This is a genomic window from Streptomyces sp. NC-S4, assembly GCF_054353315.1.
On the sequence record NZ_CM135937.1, the window covers coordinates 2035021 to 2049955 of the forward strand.

The following is a 14935-nucleotide window of genomic DNA, read 5'->3' on the forward strand; positions in this document are numbered from 1 at the left end:
CGTCAGAGCGGAACGCGCAGCGCCCCGTCGATGAGCCGCGCGGTCTCCTCCGCGCCCGTACAACCGCTGGTCAGAAGCTGCTCCCGGACCGTCCGCAGCCGGTCGCGCAGCCGCAGCGACTCCATGCCCCTGGCCCTCTCCGCCATCTCGGCCGCGGACGCCGCGGCCCGGTCCGCCTCCCCCTGGCGCAGCTGGATCTCGCACAGCATCGCCAGCCGGTGCACCCGGCCGCGGTCGTGCGCCGGGGTGCCGACGGCGGCGGTCGCCTGGATCCGGGCGGCTTCCAGATCGCCCAGACTGAGCAGCGCCTCGGCCACCTGGACGTTGACCAGCCCCGGCTGTACGTAGCCGGTCTCGTCCGGTTCGCTGCCCGGCTGGATCCGCTCGGCGGCCGCCTCCGCCCTGCGGATGCAGGCCAGTGCGGCCGGGGTGTCGCCGAGCTGGGCGTACGCCTTGGCCTGCATCGCGTACAGGTCGGCGGCCAGCGCCGCGGTGGTGTGCCGCCCGGCGGCCCGCAGCGCGGCCTCGGCGAACGCGACGGCCTGGCGGTACTCCCGCAGGTGCAGGGACTGGTTGACGATCAGTGCGACGACGTACGCGCCGAGCCCCCGGTCCCCGCTCGCCTTGGCCAGGCGCAGGGCCTGGTGGAAGTAGCGCTGGGCCAGGCCGTGGGCGTCCGAGTCGTACGCGCAGATCCCGGCCACCGCGACCAGGGACCCCGTGGCCCGGTGCAGCCGTCGGCCGAGGTCGTCGGAGTAGCTCCCGCGCAGCATGGGCGCGGTCTCACTGCCCAGGAAGCGGACGATCCGGTCCCGCGTGGCGAGGCCGCCGGCCCGGCGGTACATCAGCTCGTAGTGGGCGCGGGCCGACTTCAGGATCTCGATGTGCTCGGGACCGATCGGGTTCGGGCCCTCGCGGGAGACGTCGGCGTCCTCGGGCGGATTCTCCCATTCCCACACCGGTATGACGGCGGGCGTCCCGGTGACCGCCTCGGCGGCCAGCAGCTGGGGCCGGGCCTGGACGTCGGAACGCCACAGTGCGGCGGCCCGGTCCACGAACCCGCTGAGCGGCGAGGCGTGCAGCGGAACGGGCTGGTCGGCCGCGCCGAGCCCGATGTCGTCCAGCCCGAGGGGACGCCGCAGCCGCCCGCCGAGCACCTCGCAGATCAGGTCGGGGACCTGCCCCCGGGGCCGCTGGCCCTTCAACCACCGGGTCACGGCGGTGTGTTCGTAGCGCAGGGCGAGTCCGCGGGTGCGGCCTGCCTGGTTCACGTACGCCGCGAGTCCGGCATGGGACATGCCCGCCTCGGCGAGGAGGGCGTCGAGCAGGACATTGGGCTGCATGGGCCGCTCCAAGGGCTCGTCGGTCTCAGGCTAGTGGGTGCGCGGTTCACACGGGGTGTGAACCGAGTACGCGCATAAATGCGCTGCGCACTCTGCCGCATGGACCCATGGAGGCGCTTCACTGAAGAGCCTCGCCAAGAGGTAGCTCGGGTCGTCGGCTCCCCCTCGAACAGTGCGACGACCCGTCACCGCGCCGCCCGTTCTGCTGTCTGCCCGACACTCCATGGCAGGCGGGCGGCGCGTTCCGGCCCCGCCGGCGCCCGGTTGGTCGCCGCGCCCCGGCAGGGGCCGGGCCGAGAGCGCGCGCCGGGCTCATCCACCGGGCCCGGCGCGCGTGTCCGGAGCCGGTGGCCGGGGCCGGCCGGTGCGCAGCACCGGCAGAGCGGCGTGCACGCCCGCCACCAGCCGCGCGGGCGTGGCCGCCGCCTCCGGTGCCGAAACCCCCGCCGGCTCGGCGAGCCACTGCGCGCGGCTTCCCCCACTCCGCCCCCTCCCGAAACCGGGCGCCGCCCGGACCCGGGCCCCGAGCGCCGGACGGGCCGGCCGGCGGACCGCCCCCTGCGGCCGGATCGATTGTGCCGACCGACCGGCACCCCGGAACCGGGCCACAGGGGTTCTCACCCGAACGTGTGAGGGGCACGTCCGGTGGTCCGGACGTGCCCCTCACACGTGTACGAAGCGGCTACGCGCCCCGGAGCACCGCCCCGGTCCGCTCGCCCGCCAGGGCCACCGCGGCGTCGCGCGCGGCCGTGGACTCCTCGGCGGTCAGCGTCCGGTCGGCCGCGCGGAAGCGCAGCGCGTAGGCCAGGGACTTCTTGCCCTCGCCGACCTGCTCACCGGTGAACACGTCGAACAGCCGCAGCGATTCGAGGAGTTCGCCGGCGCCCTTGCGCAGCGCGGCCTCCACCGAGGACGCCGGGACCGACGCGTCGACGATCAGCGCCACGTCCTGGGTCGCCACCGGGAAGGAGGAGATCCGCGGCGCCCGCAGGGCCTCTCCGCCGGCCTCCGCGAGGCGGTCCAGGTCGAGCTCCATCGCGCTGGTGCGGGCCGGCAGACCCATCGCCTTGACCACGCGCGGGTGCAGTTCACCGGCGTGACCGATGACCTGCTCGACCCCGCCGAGGGTGACGACCAGCTCGGCGCAGCGGCCCGGGTGCCAGGGGCCGTACTGGCCCTGGCGGACCACCAGCTCGGCGCCGGCCTCGACGGCCAGCGCGCGCGCGGCCTGGACCGCGTCCGCCCAGTCGGCCGGACGGCCCTTGCCCCACCAGCCGGCCTGCTCGCGCGCACCGGCCAGCACGACCGCGGCGTACCGCGGCTGCGCGGGCAGGGCCGCGTTCAGGGTGGCGATCTCCTCGTCCGTGGGACGCCGGTCGACGGGCAGCCGTACGGCGACGCCCGGCTGGGCGGCGGCCCGGAAGACCGAACCGGTCTCGAAGAGCGCGAGGTCGTGGCTGCCCCGGCTGTCGTTGCGGCGCAGCGCGCCGAGCAGACCCGGCAGCAGCGTGGTGCGCAGCGCCGGCTCCTCGTCGGAGATCGGGTTGACCAGCTTGACGACCTGGCGGGCCACGTCGTGCGCCGGGAGCTGGAGCTGGTCGAAGACGCCCTCGCCGATGAACGGGTAGCTGAGCGCCTCGACGTAGCCCGCGCCGGCCAGCGCGCGGCCGACCCTGCGGTGCAGCTGCTGCCGGGCGGTCAGACCGCGGCCGGAGGGCACCTGCGGGAGGGTCGACGGGAGGTTCCCGTAGCCCTCCAGCCGGATGACCTCTTCGGCGAGGTCGTTGGGCGCGGCGAGGTCGGGCCGCCACGAGGGGACGGTGACGACGAGCTCGTCCTGGCCGTAGACGTCGCAGCCGATCTCCTGGAGGCGGCGCACGACGGTCTCGCGGCCGTACTCCATGCCCGCCACCCGGTCCGGGTGGTCCGCGGGCATGGCGATGGTGCGCGGCGCGCCCGGGGCGATGACCTCGGTGACGCCCGCCTCGGCGGTGCCGCCCGCGAGGAGCACGAGCAGGTCGACGGTCCGCTGCGCGGCCGCGGCGGCGGCCTGCGGGTCGACGCCCCGCTCGAAGCGCTTGGAGGCCTCGGAGGACAGCTTCAGACGGCGGGCGGTGCGCGAGATCGACACGGAGTCGAAGTGCGCGGCCTCGATGACGACGTCCGTGGTCCCCGTGACCTGGCCGGTCTCGGGGTCCGTGACGGAGTCGGCGATCTCGGTGTTGGCGCCGCCCATGACGCCGGCGAGGCCGATCGGCCCGCTGTTGTCGGTGATCACCAGGTCCTCGGCGTCGAGCGTGCGCTTGACCCCGTCGAGGGTGGTGAACTTCTCGCCCTGCTCTGCGCGGCGGACGCCGATGGTGCCCTCGACGCTGGCGCGGTCGTAGGCGTGCAGCGGCTGGCCGAGCTCCAGCATCACGTAGTTGGTGATGTCCACGGCGAGCGAGATCGGGCGCATGCCCGCCTTCTGCAGGCGACGGGTCAGCCAGATCGGGGAGCGCGCGTCGGGGTCGAGACCGGTCACCGTGCGGGCGGTGAAGCGGTCGCAGCCGGCCGGGTCGTCGACCTTGACCGGGTAGCCGTACGAGTTCGGCGCGGGCACGTCGAGCAGCGCCGGGTCGCGCAGCGGCAGGCCGTAGGCGGTGGCCGCCTCACGGGCGACACCGCGCATGGACATGCAGTAGCCGCGGTCCGGGGTGATGTCGATGTCGAGGACCTCGTCGACGAGCTGGAGCAGCTCGATCGCGTCGGTGCCGACCTCGTGCTCGGGCGGCAGCACGATGATGCCGTGCGTGCCGTCGTCGCCCATGCCCAGCTCGTCGCCGGAGCAGATCATGCCGTGCGAGGTACGGCCGTAGGTCTTGCGCGAGGCGATCGCGAAGTCGCCGGGCAGGACCGCGCCGGGCAGCACCACGACGACCTTGTCGCCGACGGCGAAGTTCCGGGCGCCGCAGACGATCTCCTGCGGCTCGCCGGTGCCGTTGGCGGAGCCGACGTCGACCGTGCAGAAGCGGATCGGCTTGCGGAAGCCCTCCAGCTCCTCGATGGTCAGCACCTGACCGACGACGAGCGGGCCCTTGAGGCCGCCGCCGAGCTGCTCGACGGTCTCGACCTCGAGGCCGGCGTCGACCAGCTTGGCCGCCACGTCACGGCCGGTTTCACCCGCGGGGAGATCGACGTACTCCCGCAGCCAGGAAAGCGGGACGCGCATCAGATCTCACTCCCGAACGGCCGGGTGAAACGAACGTCACCCTCGACCATGTCTCGCATGTCTTCGACGTTGTGGCGGAACATCAGCATCCGTTCGATGCCGAACCCGAAGGCGAATCCGCTGTACTTCTCGGGGTCCACACCGCAGGCGACGAGCACCTTGGGGTTGACCATGCCGCAGCCGCCGAGCTCGATCCAGCCCTCGCTGGAGCAGGTACGGCACGGGCGGTCGGGGTTGCCCACCGAAGCGCCGCGGCACACGTAGCACTGCATGTCCATCTCGGCGGACGGCTCGGTGAAGGGGAAGAAGTGCGGGCGCAGGCGCGTGGTGGTGCCCTCGCCGAAGAGCTCCTGGACCATGTGGTCCATGGTGCCCTTGAGGTCCGCCATGGTCAGGCCCTCGTCCACGGCCAGCAGCTCGACCTGGTGGAAGACCGGGGTGTGCGTCGCGTCGAGCTCGTCGGTGCGGTACACCCGGCCCGGGCACACGATGTAGACGGGGGGCTTGCGCTCCAGCAGCGAGCGGGCCTGCACCGGGGAGGTGTGGGTGCGCAGCACGACGCCGGACTCGTCGCCCTGGGTGCCCTCGGGCCCCCGGACGAAGAAGGTGTCCTGCATCTGGCGCGCCGGGTGGTCGGGCGTGAAGTTGAGGGCGTCGAAGTTGAACCACTCCGCCTCGACCTCGGGCCCCTCGGCGACCTCGTACCCCATGGCCACGAAGATGTCCGCGATGCGGTCCATCAGCGTGGTCAGGGGGTGACGGGCGCCGGCGGGGACGCGGTCGTAGGGCAGCGTGACGTCCACGGCCTCCTCGACCAGCACCCGCTCGTCACGCTCCGCCTCGAGCGCGACCGTGCGGGCCCCGAAGGCCTTGTTCACGGCGCCGCGGGCCTGTCCCACGCGCTTGCCCGCCTCGGCCTTGGCCTGCGGGGGCAGCGCGCCGATCTCGCGGTTGGCGAGCGCCAGGGGCGAGCGGTCGCCCATGTGCGCGGTCTTCGCCTCGCGCAGCGCTTCGAGGTCGCCGGCGGCCGCGAAGGCGGCGAGCGCCTCGTCCCGCATGCGCTCGATCTCTTCCGGTTTCAGTGCCTCGACCTCGACAGGGTCGTACGACTTGTTCGGTGCCGACATCTCTTCCCGTACTTCCGATGGCTGGCTGGTTGGGTCCCCCGCGCGACGCGCAGGACGCGCTCGGCACAAGGACGCAAAGGTGCCAAAGGACGAGTCTAAAGGTCGCTGGGGGTGAAGGAGCCCGTGGGCCGCCTGCCGAGACGCTCCGCAGGACTACTGCGTGAGGTACGCGGGGGCGCTCACGGGCAGGATAAATCGGAACTCGGCGCCGCCGCCGGGGCCGCGGCCGACCGTGATGGTCCCGCCGTGGGCCTCCACGATGCCCTTGACGATGTACAGGCCCAAGCCGGTGCCGCCGCGCTTGCTCCCCCGCCAGAAGCGGGTGAAGACGCGGCCCATCGACTCCTCGGGGATCCCGGGGCCTTCGTCGGTCACGGTGACGGCGGTTCCCTTCTCATGCGGCGACACACCGATGGTGACCGTTCCCTCGCCGTGGCGCACCGCATTTTCCAGGAGGTTGCCGAGGATCTGGTCGATCTTGTCCGGGTCGGCCCACAGATCGGGGAGCGGACGGCTGACGCTCACGAGGAACCGCTCGGGGTCCTGCCCGTTCGCCGTGAGCGCCTGCACGTGGCGGCCGACGGCGGTGGCGATGTCCACCGGCTGGCGGCGCACCTCCAGGCGGCCGGAGTCGATGCGGGAGATGTCCAGGAGCTCGGCGATGAGGCGGGTGACGCGGTTGGCGTCGGCGTCGACGGTCTCCAGCATCAGCCGCTTCTGGTCGTCGGTGAACCGCTCCCACTTGGCGAGCAGGGTCGCCGTGAACCCCTTGACCGAGGTCAGCGGGGAGCGCAGCTCGTGGGCCACGGTGGCGATGAGCTCGGCGTGGCTGCGCTCGGTGCGCCGGCGTGCCTCGGTACCGCGCAGGGTGACCACGAGGCGGCGCAGCGGGCCGGTGGGGTGCGTACGGACGTAGCTGGCGGAGACCAGCACCTCGCGGCCGCCGGGGAGCAGCAGGTTCCGCTCGGGCTGCCCGCGGCGGGTGGCGAGGCCCCCGTACGGGTCGGTCAGCGCCCACCAGCGGCGGCCTTCGAGGTCCTCCAGCGGGAGCGCCCGCTCGATGCGCGTGCCGAGCGCCTGGGCGGGGTCGGTCGCGGTCATCCGGGCCGCGGCCCGGTTGAAGCAGATCACGTGCCCGGTCGCGTCGGCGACGACGAGCCCGTCGGGCAGGCAGTCGGGGTCGATCCCGAAGGCGAGCCCCTCGCCGGTGAGGCCGGCGCCGGCGCCCAGGACCGCCCCGCGCGGCGCGCCCTGCGGCGGTACGCCGCGCAGCGCGTCGGAGGGGTGGACGGGGGGCACGGCATCGGCGGGCCCGCCCGTCCGGGCGCAGGGGCCCAGCGGCACCGGCCGACCGGCCGTCGTGCCGGCCCCCGGCGAACTGTTCGTACCGACGGTCATGTCCCCGTACCCCACATCTCCGAGTAGCGCAGTGGGCCCCCCGGGCCGCCACACTACTAGCTGGGGGTCACGGAGCGGCACCCTCCGGGCGCCCGCTGTGCACGCGCGGACGCGTAGAGGCACACGGCGGCGGCCGTCGCCAGGTTCAGGCTCTCCGCCTTGCCGTGGATCGGGACCCGTACGACGGCGTCCGCCAGGGCCCTGGTCTCCTCCGGCAGACCCCAGGCCTCGTTGCCGAAGACCCAGGCGGAGGGCCCGCCCATGGTGCCCGCGTCCAGTTCGGCGTCGAGGTCGTCGTCGCCCGCGCCGTCGGCCGCCAGGATCCGTACGCCGGCCGCCCGGAGCCCCTCGACGGCCTGCTCGACCGGAACGCCGACCGCGACCGGGAGGTGGAAGAGGGAGCCCACGGAGGCCCGTACCGACTTGGGGTTGTAGAGGTCCACGGAAGCGTCGGTCAGCACCACCGCGTCGGCGCCTGCGGCGTCGGCGCAGCGCAGCACCGTACCGGCGTTGCCGGGGTCGCGGACGTGCGCGAGGACGGCGACGAGCTTGGGCCGGGACTCGAGGATCTCCTCGAACGGGGAGTCCAGGAAGTGGCAGACACCGACCAGGCCCTGCGGGGTGACGGTCTGGGAGACCTCGGCGAGCACCTCGTCGGAGGCGTAGTGCACGCGGGCGCCCGCGTCCAGGGCGGCCTCGATGATCCCGGAGTAGCGCTCGGCGGCCTCGACGGTGGCGAACAGCTCGATCAGGGTCGGCGCTCCCGTGGGACCGCGGTGTTCGACGGCCTCGCGGACGGCCTGCGGGCCCTCGGCGATGAAGCGGCGCTCCTTGGTGCGGAAGTTGCGCCGCGCCAGGCGCCTGGCGGCGGCCACCCGCTGGGATCGGGGGGAGATCAGCTCGTCGGGGTGACCCATGGTGTCTGCGGTTCTCTCTCGGGGTTCCGGGCCCGGGTTCCGGGCGGGATGGGGCGGGGCGGGGCGACGCGGGACGGCGCGGCGCCGGGCGGCGCGGGGCGGAAAGCACACGGACCCGCAGGCGAATGCCTGCGGGTCCGTGGGGGCCGGCCCCGGGTGAGCCGGGCCGGCTAGCCCTTAGGCAGCGGCCTTGGGGGCGTTGACGTCGGCCGGAAGCGCCTTCTGCGCGACCTCGACGAGCGCGGCGAACGCGTTGGCGTCGTTGACGGCCAGCTCCGCGAGGATCTTGCGGTCCACCTCGATGTTGGCGGCCTTCAGACCCTGGATGAGGCGGTTGTACGTCATGCCGTTCTGGCGGGCAGCGGCGTTGATGCGCTGGATCCACAGCTGACGGAAGTCGCCCTTGCGCTTCTTGCGGTCGTTGAAGTTGTAGACCAGCGAGTGGGTGACCTGCTCCTTGGCCTTGCGGTACAGGCGCGAACGCTGACCGCGGTAGCCGGAGGCCGCCTCGAGGATCGCCCGGCGCTTCTTGTGGGCGTTTACTGCCCGCTTGACGCGTGCCACTTTTTAACTCCTTGTAGCGGGGCCGTGGGTGTCTTCACACGACCCGAAATTCGATGGGGTCCCGGTCTCGACGTGCGTCCGCTCCCGGTAGGGGGAGCGGAGACGTCAGATGCCGAGAAGCTTCTTGATCTTCGCGGCGTCGCCGGGGGCCATCTCCGCGGTGCCGGTGAGGCGGCGGGTGACACGGGACGACTTGTGCTCGAGCAGGTGGCGCTTGCCGGCGCGCTCGCGGAGCACCTTGCCGGAGCCGGTGACCTTGAAGCGCTTCTTGGTACCGCTGTGCGTCTTGTTCTTCGGCATGGCGCCGTTATCTCCTCGTCGGTGGCGCTCCCACCGGTCCGATGCGGGACCGGCTTGCGGGAGCGTCAGTTGTGTCGGGTGATCCGGGACGGGCGTCCTGGAATCAGGCCTCGGCGTTCGCCTCGTCGGCCGGAGCCTGTTCGGCAGCGGCCTCGGTGGCCTCGGCGGAGGCGACCTCGGTGGTGTTCTCGACCTCGACTGCGGCCTCCTCGGAAGGAGCCTCGCCTTCGGTGGGAGCGACACCCTGGCGCTCGGCCTTGCGGGCGGCCTGCGCCTCGCGGGCTTCGGCCATCGCCTCGGTCTTCTTCTTGTGCGGACCGAGGACCATGATCATGTTTCGGCCGTCCTGCTTCGGGTTCGACTCGATGAAGCCGAGCTCCTCGACGTCCGAAGCGAGACGCTGCAGCAGTCGGTAGCCGAGTTCCGGCCGGGACTGCTCGCGACCACGGAACATGATCGTGATCTTGACCTTGTCGCCCTGCTTGAGGAACCGAACGACGTGACCCTTCTTGGTGTCATAGTCGTGCGGGTCGATCTTCGGCCGGAGCTTCATTTCCTTGATGACCGTGTGCGCCTGGTTCTTGCGCGCCTCACGGGCCTTCATGGCCGACTCGTACTTGAACTTGCCGTAGTCCATGAGCTTGCAGACCGGCGGGCGTGCGGACGCCGCGACCTCGACCAGGTCGAGGTCGTACTCCTGCGCGAGCTCAAGCGCCTTGGCAAGCGGCACGATGCCGACCTGCTCACCGCTGGGACCGACAAGCCGTACCTCGGGAACGCGAATCCGGTCGTTGATGCGGGGCTCGGTGCTGATGGATCCTCCTCGGTAGCACCACACGGCTGCCTGGCAGACAGCCGCTGACGTGTATTTCCGTCAGACCGACCGCAGCGGGAGAATCAAAAAAGCCCCGCCGGGCACAGGCAGGGGCTCCAAAACAACCGGAACACCGCCGCGTGCGAACCGCGGGGCGTAAACTCGGGCAGCTTTCCATCGTCCGTACGGAACGATGGATGCCGCCTGACCGGTGACCCGCCGTCCCGGAGGACGGTCAGGTGGGAGAACGGAGCCTCCACTTGTGGGCCGGGCACATAAGTGTCCGGCCGGTCGAAGTACATACTAGCACCCGCGCCGCAAGCCCGCCGCACGGCATATCGTGGGGCGCATGACTGACGCGACACCCCCCACCGAACCCACTGCCGACGGCGCCCCCGACTACGACACCATGACCCGCGACATCGCGGACGTGCCCGCCGTCGAGGTGATCACCACGGTGGCCGTGCACCTGCTGAGCGCCGCGGCGGTCAACCTGGGCCTGGACAAGCCGGACTCCGAGCACAAGGACCTCGACGAGGCCCGCAAGCTGATCACGGCCCTGGCCGGCCTGGTCACCGCGAGCGCCACCGAGATCAGCTCCTTCCACGCCGCCCCGCTGCGCGACGGCCTGAAGTCGCTCCAGCTGGCCTTCCGCGAGGCCTCGATCGTGCCGGACGAGCCGGGCCAGGGGCCGGGCGAGAAGTTCACGGGCCCCGTCTTCGGCTGAGCCGGTACCCCGAAGGCATACGGCGACGGCCGGTGCGCCCCGCGCGGGGCGCACCGGCCGTCGTCACAAGCAGCGGTCGGCCGCCATGATCTCCTACGCGTTCAGGTGCGTCCGGTTCTCGGGGACGGCCAGGCGCACCCGGGTCAGCAGATCACTCATGGGGACCCCCCCGCGCTCAGCGGGCGAACAGGGGCTCGCCGGGCGGTGCCGGCGCGTCCGCAGGGAGCAGCGCCAGGTCCAGTCCGCGGACCAGCCGGGCCCGCAGGGTGGTGTCCGCCGCCAGCGTCTCGGCGACGCGCCGGGCGGCCGCGGCCGCCTGCGCGCCCTCGGCCAGCACGATCGCCAGGGTGCCGTCGGAGTCGGCGCCCCCCGGGCCGAGGTGGGCGCGCAGCACGGCCGGCTCCGCGGACACGGCGGCCCGTACGGCCTCCCGTACGGCGGGATCGGCCAGCGGACCCGCGTCGGTGCGGCCCTCGGCGAGCGCGCGGAGCGCGGAGCCGGTGAGCTGGTAGGTGACGGGGCCGGCCAGGTCCAGAACCACGGTGTCGGCCTTCTCGTGCGCGGCGGCGGCCAGCGCCTGGTGCAGAGGGACGGCCACCGGCCGGGCCGCGGGGTCCCAGAGCGCGAGCGAGGCGATCGAGGTGAAGGCGGGCAGTGCCCGCCGGTCGCCCGCCCGCAGGGTCGGGACGGCCATGTCGCTGGTCTTCTCCCGCTTCAGGCCCGTCTCCGGATCGGTCTCCACCTCACCGAGGACGGCGACCACCGGGACCAGCAGGCGGGCGCCCTTGAGCGCGGCCAGCACCTCCGGCTCCTTCGCCCGGTCCTCGGACCAGGCGGCCAGGGCAGCAGTCAGCCGGGGATCGGCGGAGCCGTCGTCGTCGGAGAAGCCCGGGTCGGGAATGTTCTTGTTCGCCATGTTCGCCACAGTTACCCGACCCTACTGTGCCGCGTACGGGTCCTGGTCACGGCCCCGGGCACCCCGGCGCGGGCGCCGGCCGACGACCACTGCCAGTGCGAACAGCACCGCCCCCGCGACCGCTGCCGCCGGGGCTCCCAGCCGGGCGCCCCGCTCGCGCGGGCGGACCGGTTCGGGGCCGGGACCGAAGTAGGTGCTCCCGGCCGCGGCGGGCACGGGCGCCGCGGCCTCCGCGCGCATCCCCTCGGCGGCCTGGAGGGCGGCGACGGGATCGACGAGCCCGTGACCGCGGGCGTCGTCGCGGCCGCCGGCCGGGGAGTCGGAGGCGGTCGCCTCCAGCAGCTTCTTCACCTGGGCCGGGGTCAGGTCGGGGTGCGCGGCCAGGACGAGGGCCACGGTGCCGGAGACGAAGGCGGCCGCGGCGCTGGTGCCCCAGCCCTCGTAGTACGAGCGGTCGGGGTCGGCGATGACGACGTCGACGCCGGGGGCGCTGACGGTGGCGTACCAGTTGCGGGTGGAGAACTTGGCCTTCTTGCCGCGGCGGTCGACGGCGGTGACGGCGATGACCCCCGGATAGGCGGCCGGGTAGGAGACGCGGTCGCCGGCCTCGCCGCCGTTGCCCGCGGAGGCGACGACGACCACGCCCTTGGCGAGGGCGTACTGGACGGCCTCGTCCTCCCCCGCCTCGTGGTGGGCGGAGTCGCTGTCGTCGCCGAGGGACAGGTTGATCACGTCGGCGCCGTGGTCCGCGGCCCAGCGGATGCCCTCGGCGAGGGCTCCGCCCTTGCTGTCGCGGGCCTTGGCGCGACCCGGGTCACCCTCTTCGAGGATCACCCGGACGGGCAGGATCCGGGCCTGCGGGGCCATGCCGAGGACGCCCTGGCCGCGGCTGGGGCCGTGGCCGTGCCCGGCGATGATGCTCGCCATGGCGGTTCCGTGGCGGGCCCAGGCCCGGTCGCCGGGGCCGGCCCCCATGCCGATGAGGTCGGTGCCGGCCAGGACCTGACCGGAGAGGTCGGGATGGGATTCGTCGACGCCGGTGTCGAGGACGGCGACGGTCACTCCGGCGCCCCGGGTGGTACCCCAGGCCTCCTCCGCGCGCAGGGCCAGCAGGCCCCACTGGCGGTCGCGGATGTTGTCGGCGGCGGCGGGGGTCGCGGTGGCGGACACGAGGAGGGTCGCGGCGAGCAGGACGGCGGCCGCCTGCCCGGAGGCCCGGTGGATCATCGGGTGGGCTCCGGGGTGGTCGGGGTCGGTGCGGACGTCGCGGACGTTGCGGACGTTGCGGGCGGTGCGGCGAGGAAGGCGAGGCCGTGGCCGACGCGGTCGGCGAGCGCCCGTGCCTCGTGGCCGAGGCCGGCCTGGGCGGCGGCTCCCGTGGCGTCCTTCTTCATGAGGTCCGCGGCGGGGTGGGGTGCGTCCAGGGGGCGGCCGTCGGCGAAGGCGGAGACGGTGTAGACGACGACGGGTGCCTCGGTGGGTACGGAGGTGGCCCAGGCGGCGCGCTGCGCGTTGGTGAACCCGTACGCGGGCGGGGCGGGGATCCGGCCCGCGAGGGCGGCCATCGTGGGGGCGTCGGCGGGGGTGAAGACCATGCCGACGGTGATCAGGAAGCTGCGGGTGGCGTCGGTGTAGGTGGCGCGCAGCACGCGGGTGCAGCCGGTGGTGGCCAGCAGGGCCTGCCAGTCGGCGGCGAGGGCGGCCGGGCAGTCGGCGTCGGGGGCGAGCGCGATCCGGGTCCAGGTGCGGTCGGAGCCGCCGGGGCCGGCGGAGGGGCCGGTCACCACGGGCGGGAGCAGGCTGTCGACGGGGGCGGCCCGCCACAGCGAACCGGCCTTGCGGTAGGCGGCGTCGGCGGGGAGGGGACGGGCCGCGGCGCGGTGTTCGGCCCAGGTGGTGAGGGCGGCCCCGCCGACGAGGCCGCTGCCGAGGAGTGCGCAGAGCGTGGCGGCGACGACCCGTGCGGGGTGGCGGCGCGTGTTCGCGTGCGGGGGCCCGGCGGCCGGTTCGGGCTCGCCCAGGATTGCGGTCCGCGGTGTCGTCGTGGTCATCCGGCGGCTCCGCCCCCCGTTCCGTACGGCTGCCTGCCCTTACTCTACGGCGTCGGCACCTCCCGATGGTTGCCGGTACCTCACCTTCCGGCTCGGCCGTCCTGGACGGCGCGAGGCCCCGGGCGGACGGCCGCACCACCCCGACCCGCCCACGTCCGACCACCCCCAGCCCCGCCGGCGTTTGAGGCGCGGGGCTCGGGGCGGAGCCCCGGTCCCTGACGCGCGCCTGCGCAGACAGCCGCACCACCCCGACCCGCCCACGTCCGAGGCGCGGGGCTCCGGGGCGGAGCCCCGGGAAACGGGGAAAGGGCGGGGCGGGGAACCTCTACCCACCGGTAGACACCTCTGGCAAGCTGCCGCCCATGAACTCCCCCGCCACCGACCGCGCCCGGTACGACCGGGCGACCGCGCACCTGGACGCGCCGCTGGCCATCGTGGATCTCGACGCCTTCGACGCCAACGCCGACGATCTCGTCCGCCGCGCCGCCGGCAAGCCGGTCCGGGTCGCGAGCAAGTCGGTCCGGTGCCGCGCGCTGCTGGAACGGGTCCTCGCCCGCCCCGGGTTCGCCGGGATCATGTCGTACACCCTCGCCGAGTCGCTCTGGCTGGCCCGGTCCGGTTTCGAGGACGTGCTCCTCGCCTATCCCTCCACCGACCGGGCCGGCTTCGGCGAGCTGGCGAACGACGCCAAGCTGGCCGGCGCGGTCACGGTGATGGTGGACGATCCGGCCCAGCTGGACCTGATCGACGCGGCCCGGGACGGCGGCGCCGAGGAGATCCGGGTCTGTCTGGAGCTGGACACCTCCCTGCGGCTGCTCGGCGGCCGGGTACGGGTCGGGGCCCGCCGATCCCCCCTGCGCGAGCCCGCGCAACTGGCCGGGCTGGCCCGGGCGGTGGCCTCCCGGCCCGGATTCCGGGTCGTGGGTCTGATGGCGTACGAGGGCCACGTCGCCGGGGTCGGGGATTCGCTGGCGGGTCGCCCGCTGCGGTCCCGGGCGATCCGGCTGATGCAGGGCGCGGCCCGCAAGGAGCTCGCGGAGCGGCGGGCCGCGGTGGTGCGGGCCGTGCGGGCCGTCGTACCGGATCTGGAGTTCGTCAACGGCGGCGGTACCGGCAGTGTGCAGCAGACGGCCGCCGAGGACGCGGTGACCGAGGTAGCGGCGGGTTCGGGCCTGTACATGCCCCGACTGTTCGACAACTACACCTCGTTCAGCGGGCGTCCGGCGGCCCTGTTCGCCCAGCCCGTGGTGCGCCGGCCCGGGGTGGGTGCGGTGACGGTGCTCGGGGGCGGCTATCCGGCGTCCGGTGCGGCCGGGGCGGACCGGCTTCCGGTCCCGTACCTGCCCCAGGGGCTGCGCTACGACCCCCAGGAGGGCGCGGGCGAGGTGCAGACCCCGCTGCTGGGCAGCCCGGCCGACGACCTGCTGATCGGCGACCGGGTCTGGTTCCGGCACGCGAAGGCGGGTGAGCTGTGCGAGCGGTTCGACACCCTGCACCTGATCGAGGGCGACCGGGTCACCGGCAGCGCGCCGACCTATCGGGGTGAGGGGCGCACCTTCCTCTAGGC

General features: G+C 73.7%; 13 protein-coding genes. 2 read left to right on the plus strand and 11 right to left on the minus strand.

Annotated features, from left to right (window positions below):
• Positions 1-2 precede the first annotated feature (2 nt).
• The 8 genes from ACXNSR_RS08700 to infC all read right to left on the minus strand — a co-directional run bounded on the left by ACXNSR_RS08700 (position 3) and on the right by infC (position 9698).
• The gene (locus ACXNSR_RS08700) at positions 3-1343 is read right to left on the minus strand and encodes a transcriptional regulator (protein WP_458641548.1); all 1341 of its coding nucleotides are present in this window, start codon (positions 1341-1343) and stop codon (positions 3-5) included.
• A 682-nt stretch (positions 1344-2025) separates the two neighbouring features.
• Entirely contained in the window at positions 2026-4554 is a 2529-nt protein-coding gene (pheT, locus tag ACXNSR_RS08705; protein ID WP_458641549.1) for a phenylalanine--tRNA ligase subunit beta, read from the minus strand.
• A complete protein-coding gene (gene pheS / locus ACXNSR_RS08710; RefSeq protein ID WP_458641550.1) occupies positions 4554-5681 on the minus strand; it encodes a phenylalanine--tRNA ligase subunit alpha in 1128 nt (375 codons plus the stop codon). Before pheS ends, pheT begins: the two co-directional genes overlap by 1 nt.
• 153 nt (positions 5682-5834) lie before the next feature.
• The gene (locus tag ACXNSR_RS08715) at positions 5835-7079 is read right to left on the minus strand and encodes a sensor histidine kinase (protein ID WP_458641551.1); all 1245 of its coding nucleotides are present in this window, start codon (positions 7077-7079) and stop codon (positions 5835-5837) included.
• Positions 7080-7135: 56 nt separating this feature from the next.
• Positions 7136-7996, minus strand: a complete 861-nt coding sequence (locus ACXNSR_RS08720; RefSeq protein ID WP_458641552.1) for a TrmH family RNA methyltransferase — start codon at positions 7994-7996, stop codon at positions 7136-7138.
• Between the two features lie 177 nt (positions 7997-8173).
• Positions 8174-8560: a 50S ribosomal protein L20 gene (gene rplT / locus ACXNSR_RS08725; RefSeq protein ID WP_007263143.1), complete on the minus strand. Its 387-nt coding sequence runs from the start codon at positions 8558-8560 to the stop codon at positions 8174-8176.
• A 105-nt stretch (positions 8561-8665) separates the two neighbouring features.
• Positions 8666-8860, minus strand: a complete 195-nt coding sequence (gene rpmI, locus ACXNSR_RS08730) for a 50S ribosomal protein L35 (protein ID WP_266598480.1) — start codon at positions 8858-8860, stop codon at positions 8666-8668.
• 103 nt (positions 8861-8963) lie between these two features.
• Positions 8964-9698 (minus strand): translation initiation factor IF-3, encoded by a 735-nt coding sequence (gene infC, locus ACXNSR_RS08735; RefSeq protein WP_458641553.1) that lies wholly within the window; start codon positions 9696-9698, stop codon positions 8964-8966.
• A 325-nt stretch (positions 9699-10023) separates the two neighbouring features.
• Here infC and ACXNSR_RS08740 point away from each other — a divergent pair, with 325 nt between their 5' ends.
• Positions 10024-10401, plus strand: a complete 378-nt coding sequence (locus ACXNSR_RS08740) for a DUF1844 domain-containing protein (protein WP_030012387.1) — start codon at positions 10024-10026, stop codon at positions 10399-10401.
• Between the two features lie 175 nt (positions 10402-10576).
• Here ACXNSR_RS08740 and ACXNSR_RS08745 read toward each other — a convergent pair whose 3' ends face one another.
• The 3 genes from ACXNSR_RS08745 to ACXNSR_RS08755 are packed head-to-tail and all read right to left on the minus strand — an operon-like array spanning position 10577 to position 13368.
• Complete coding sequence (locus ACXNSR_RS08745; protein WP_458641554.1) at positions 10577-11317, minus strand: SseB family protein; 741 nt, start codon at positions 11315-11317, stop codon at positions 10577-10579.
• 21 nt (positions 11318-11338) lie between these two features.
• Positions 11339-12544, minus strand: a complete 1206-nt coding sequence (mycP, locus tag ACXNSR_RS08750) for a type VII secretion-associated serine protease mycosin (RefSeq protein ID WP_458641555.1) — start codon at positions 12542-12544, stop codon at positions 11339-11341.
• A complete protein-coding gene (locus tag ACXNSR_RS08755) occupies positions 12541-13368 on the minus strand; it encodes a hypothetical protein (protein WP_458641556.1) in 828 nt (275 codons plus the stop codon). Before ACXNSR_RS08755 ends, mycP begins: the two co-directional genes overlap by 4 nt.
• Positions 13369-13730: 362 nt before the next feature.
• On the opposite strand from ACXNSR_RS08755, the gene ACXNSR_RS08760 reads away from it, so the two are divergent.
• Positions 13731-14933: an amino acid deaminase/aldolase gene (locus ACXNSR_RS08760; RefSeq protein ID WP_458641557.1), complete on the plus strand. Its 1203-nt coding sequence runs from the start codon at positions 13731-13733 to the stop codon at positions 14931-14933.
• The last annotated feature ends 2 nt before the right edge of the window (positions 14934-14935 follow it).

Excerpts from the sequence above, each read along its gene's own strand:
- ACXNSR_RS08700 (WP_458641548.1), bottom strand. The coding sequence starts at position 1,343 with ATGCAGCCCAATGTCCTGCTCGACGCCCTCCTCGCCGAGGCGGGCATG.
- pheT (WP_458641549.1), bottom strand. The coding sequence starts at position 4,554 with ATGCGCGTCCCGCTTTCCTGGCTGCGGGAGTACGTCGATCTCCCCGCG.
- pheS (WP_458641550.1), bottom strand. The coding sequence starts at position 5,681 with ATGTCGGCACCGAACAAGTCGTACGACCCTGTCGAGGTCGAGGCACTG.
- ACXNSR_RS08715 (WP_458641551.1), bottom strand. The coding sequence starts at position 7,079 with ATGACCGTCGGTACGAACAGTTCGCCGGGGGCCGGCACGACGGCCGGT.
- ACXNSR_RS08720 (WP_458641552.1), bottom strand. The coding sequence starts at position 7,996 with ATGGGTCACCCCGACGAGCTGATCTCCCCCCGATCCCAGCGGGTGGCC.
- rpmI (WP_266598480.1), bottom strand. The coding sequence starts at position 8,860 with ATGCCGAAGAACAAGACGCACAGCGGTACCAAGAAGCGCTTCAAGGTC.
- ACXNSR_RS08740 (WP_030012387.1), top strand. The coding sequence starts at position 10,024 with ATGACTGACGCGACACCCCCCACCGAACCCACTGCCGACGGCGCCCCC.
- ACXNSR_RS08745 (WP_458641554.1), bottom strand. The coding sequence starts at position 11,317 with ATGGCGAACAAGAACATTCCCGACCCGGGCTTCTCCGACGACGACGGC.
- mycP (WP_458641555.1), bottom strand. The coding sequence starts at position 12,544 with ATGATCCACCGGGCCTCCGGGCAGGCGGCCGCCGTCCTGCTCGCCGCG.
- ACXNSR_RS08755 (WP_458641556.1), bottom strand. The coding sequence starts at position 13,368 with ATGACCACGACGACACCGCGGACCGCAATCCTGGGCGAGCCCGAACCG.
- ACXNSR_RS08760 (WP_458641557.1), top strand. The coding sequence starts at position 13,731 with ATGAACTCCCCCGCCACCGACCGCGCCCGGTACGACCGGGCGACCGCG.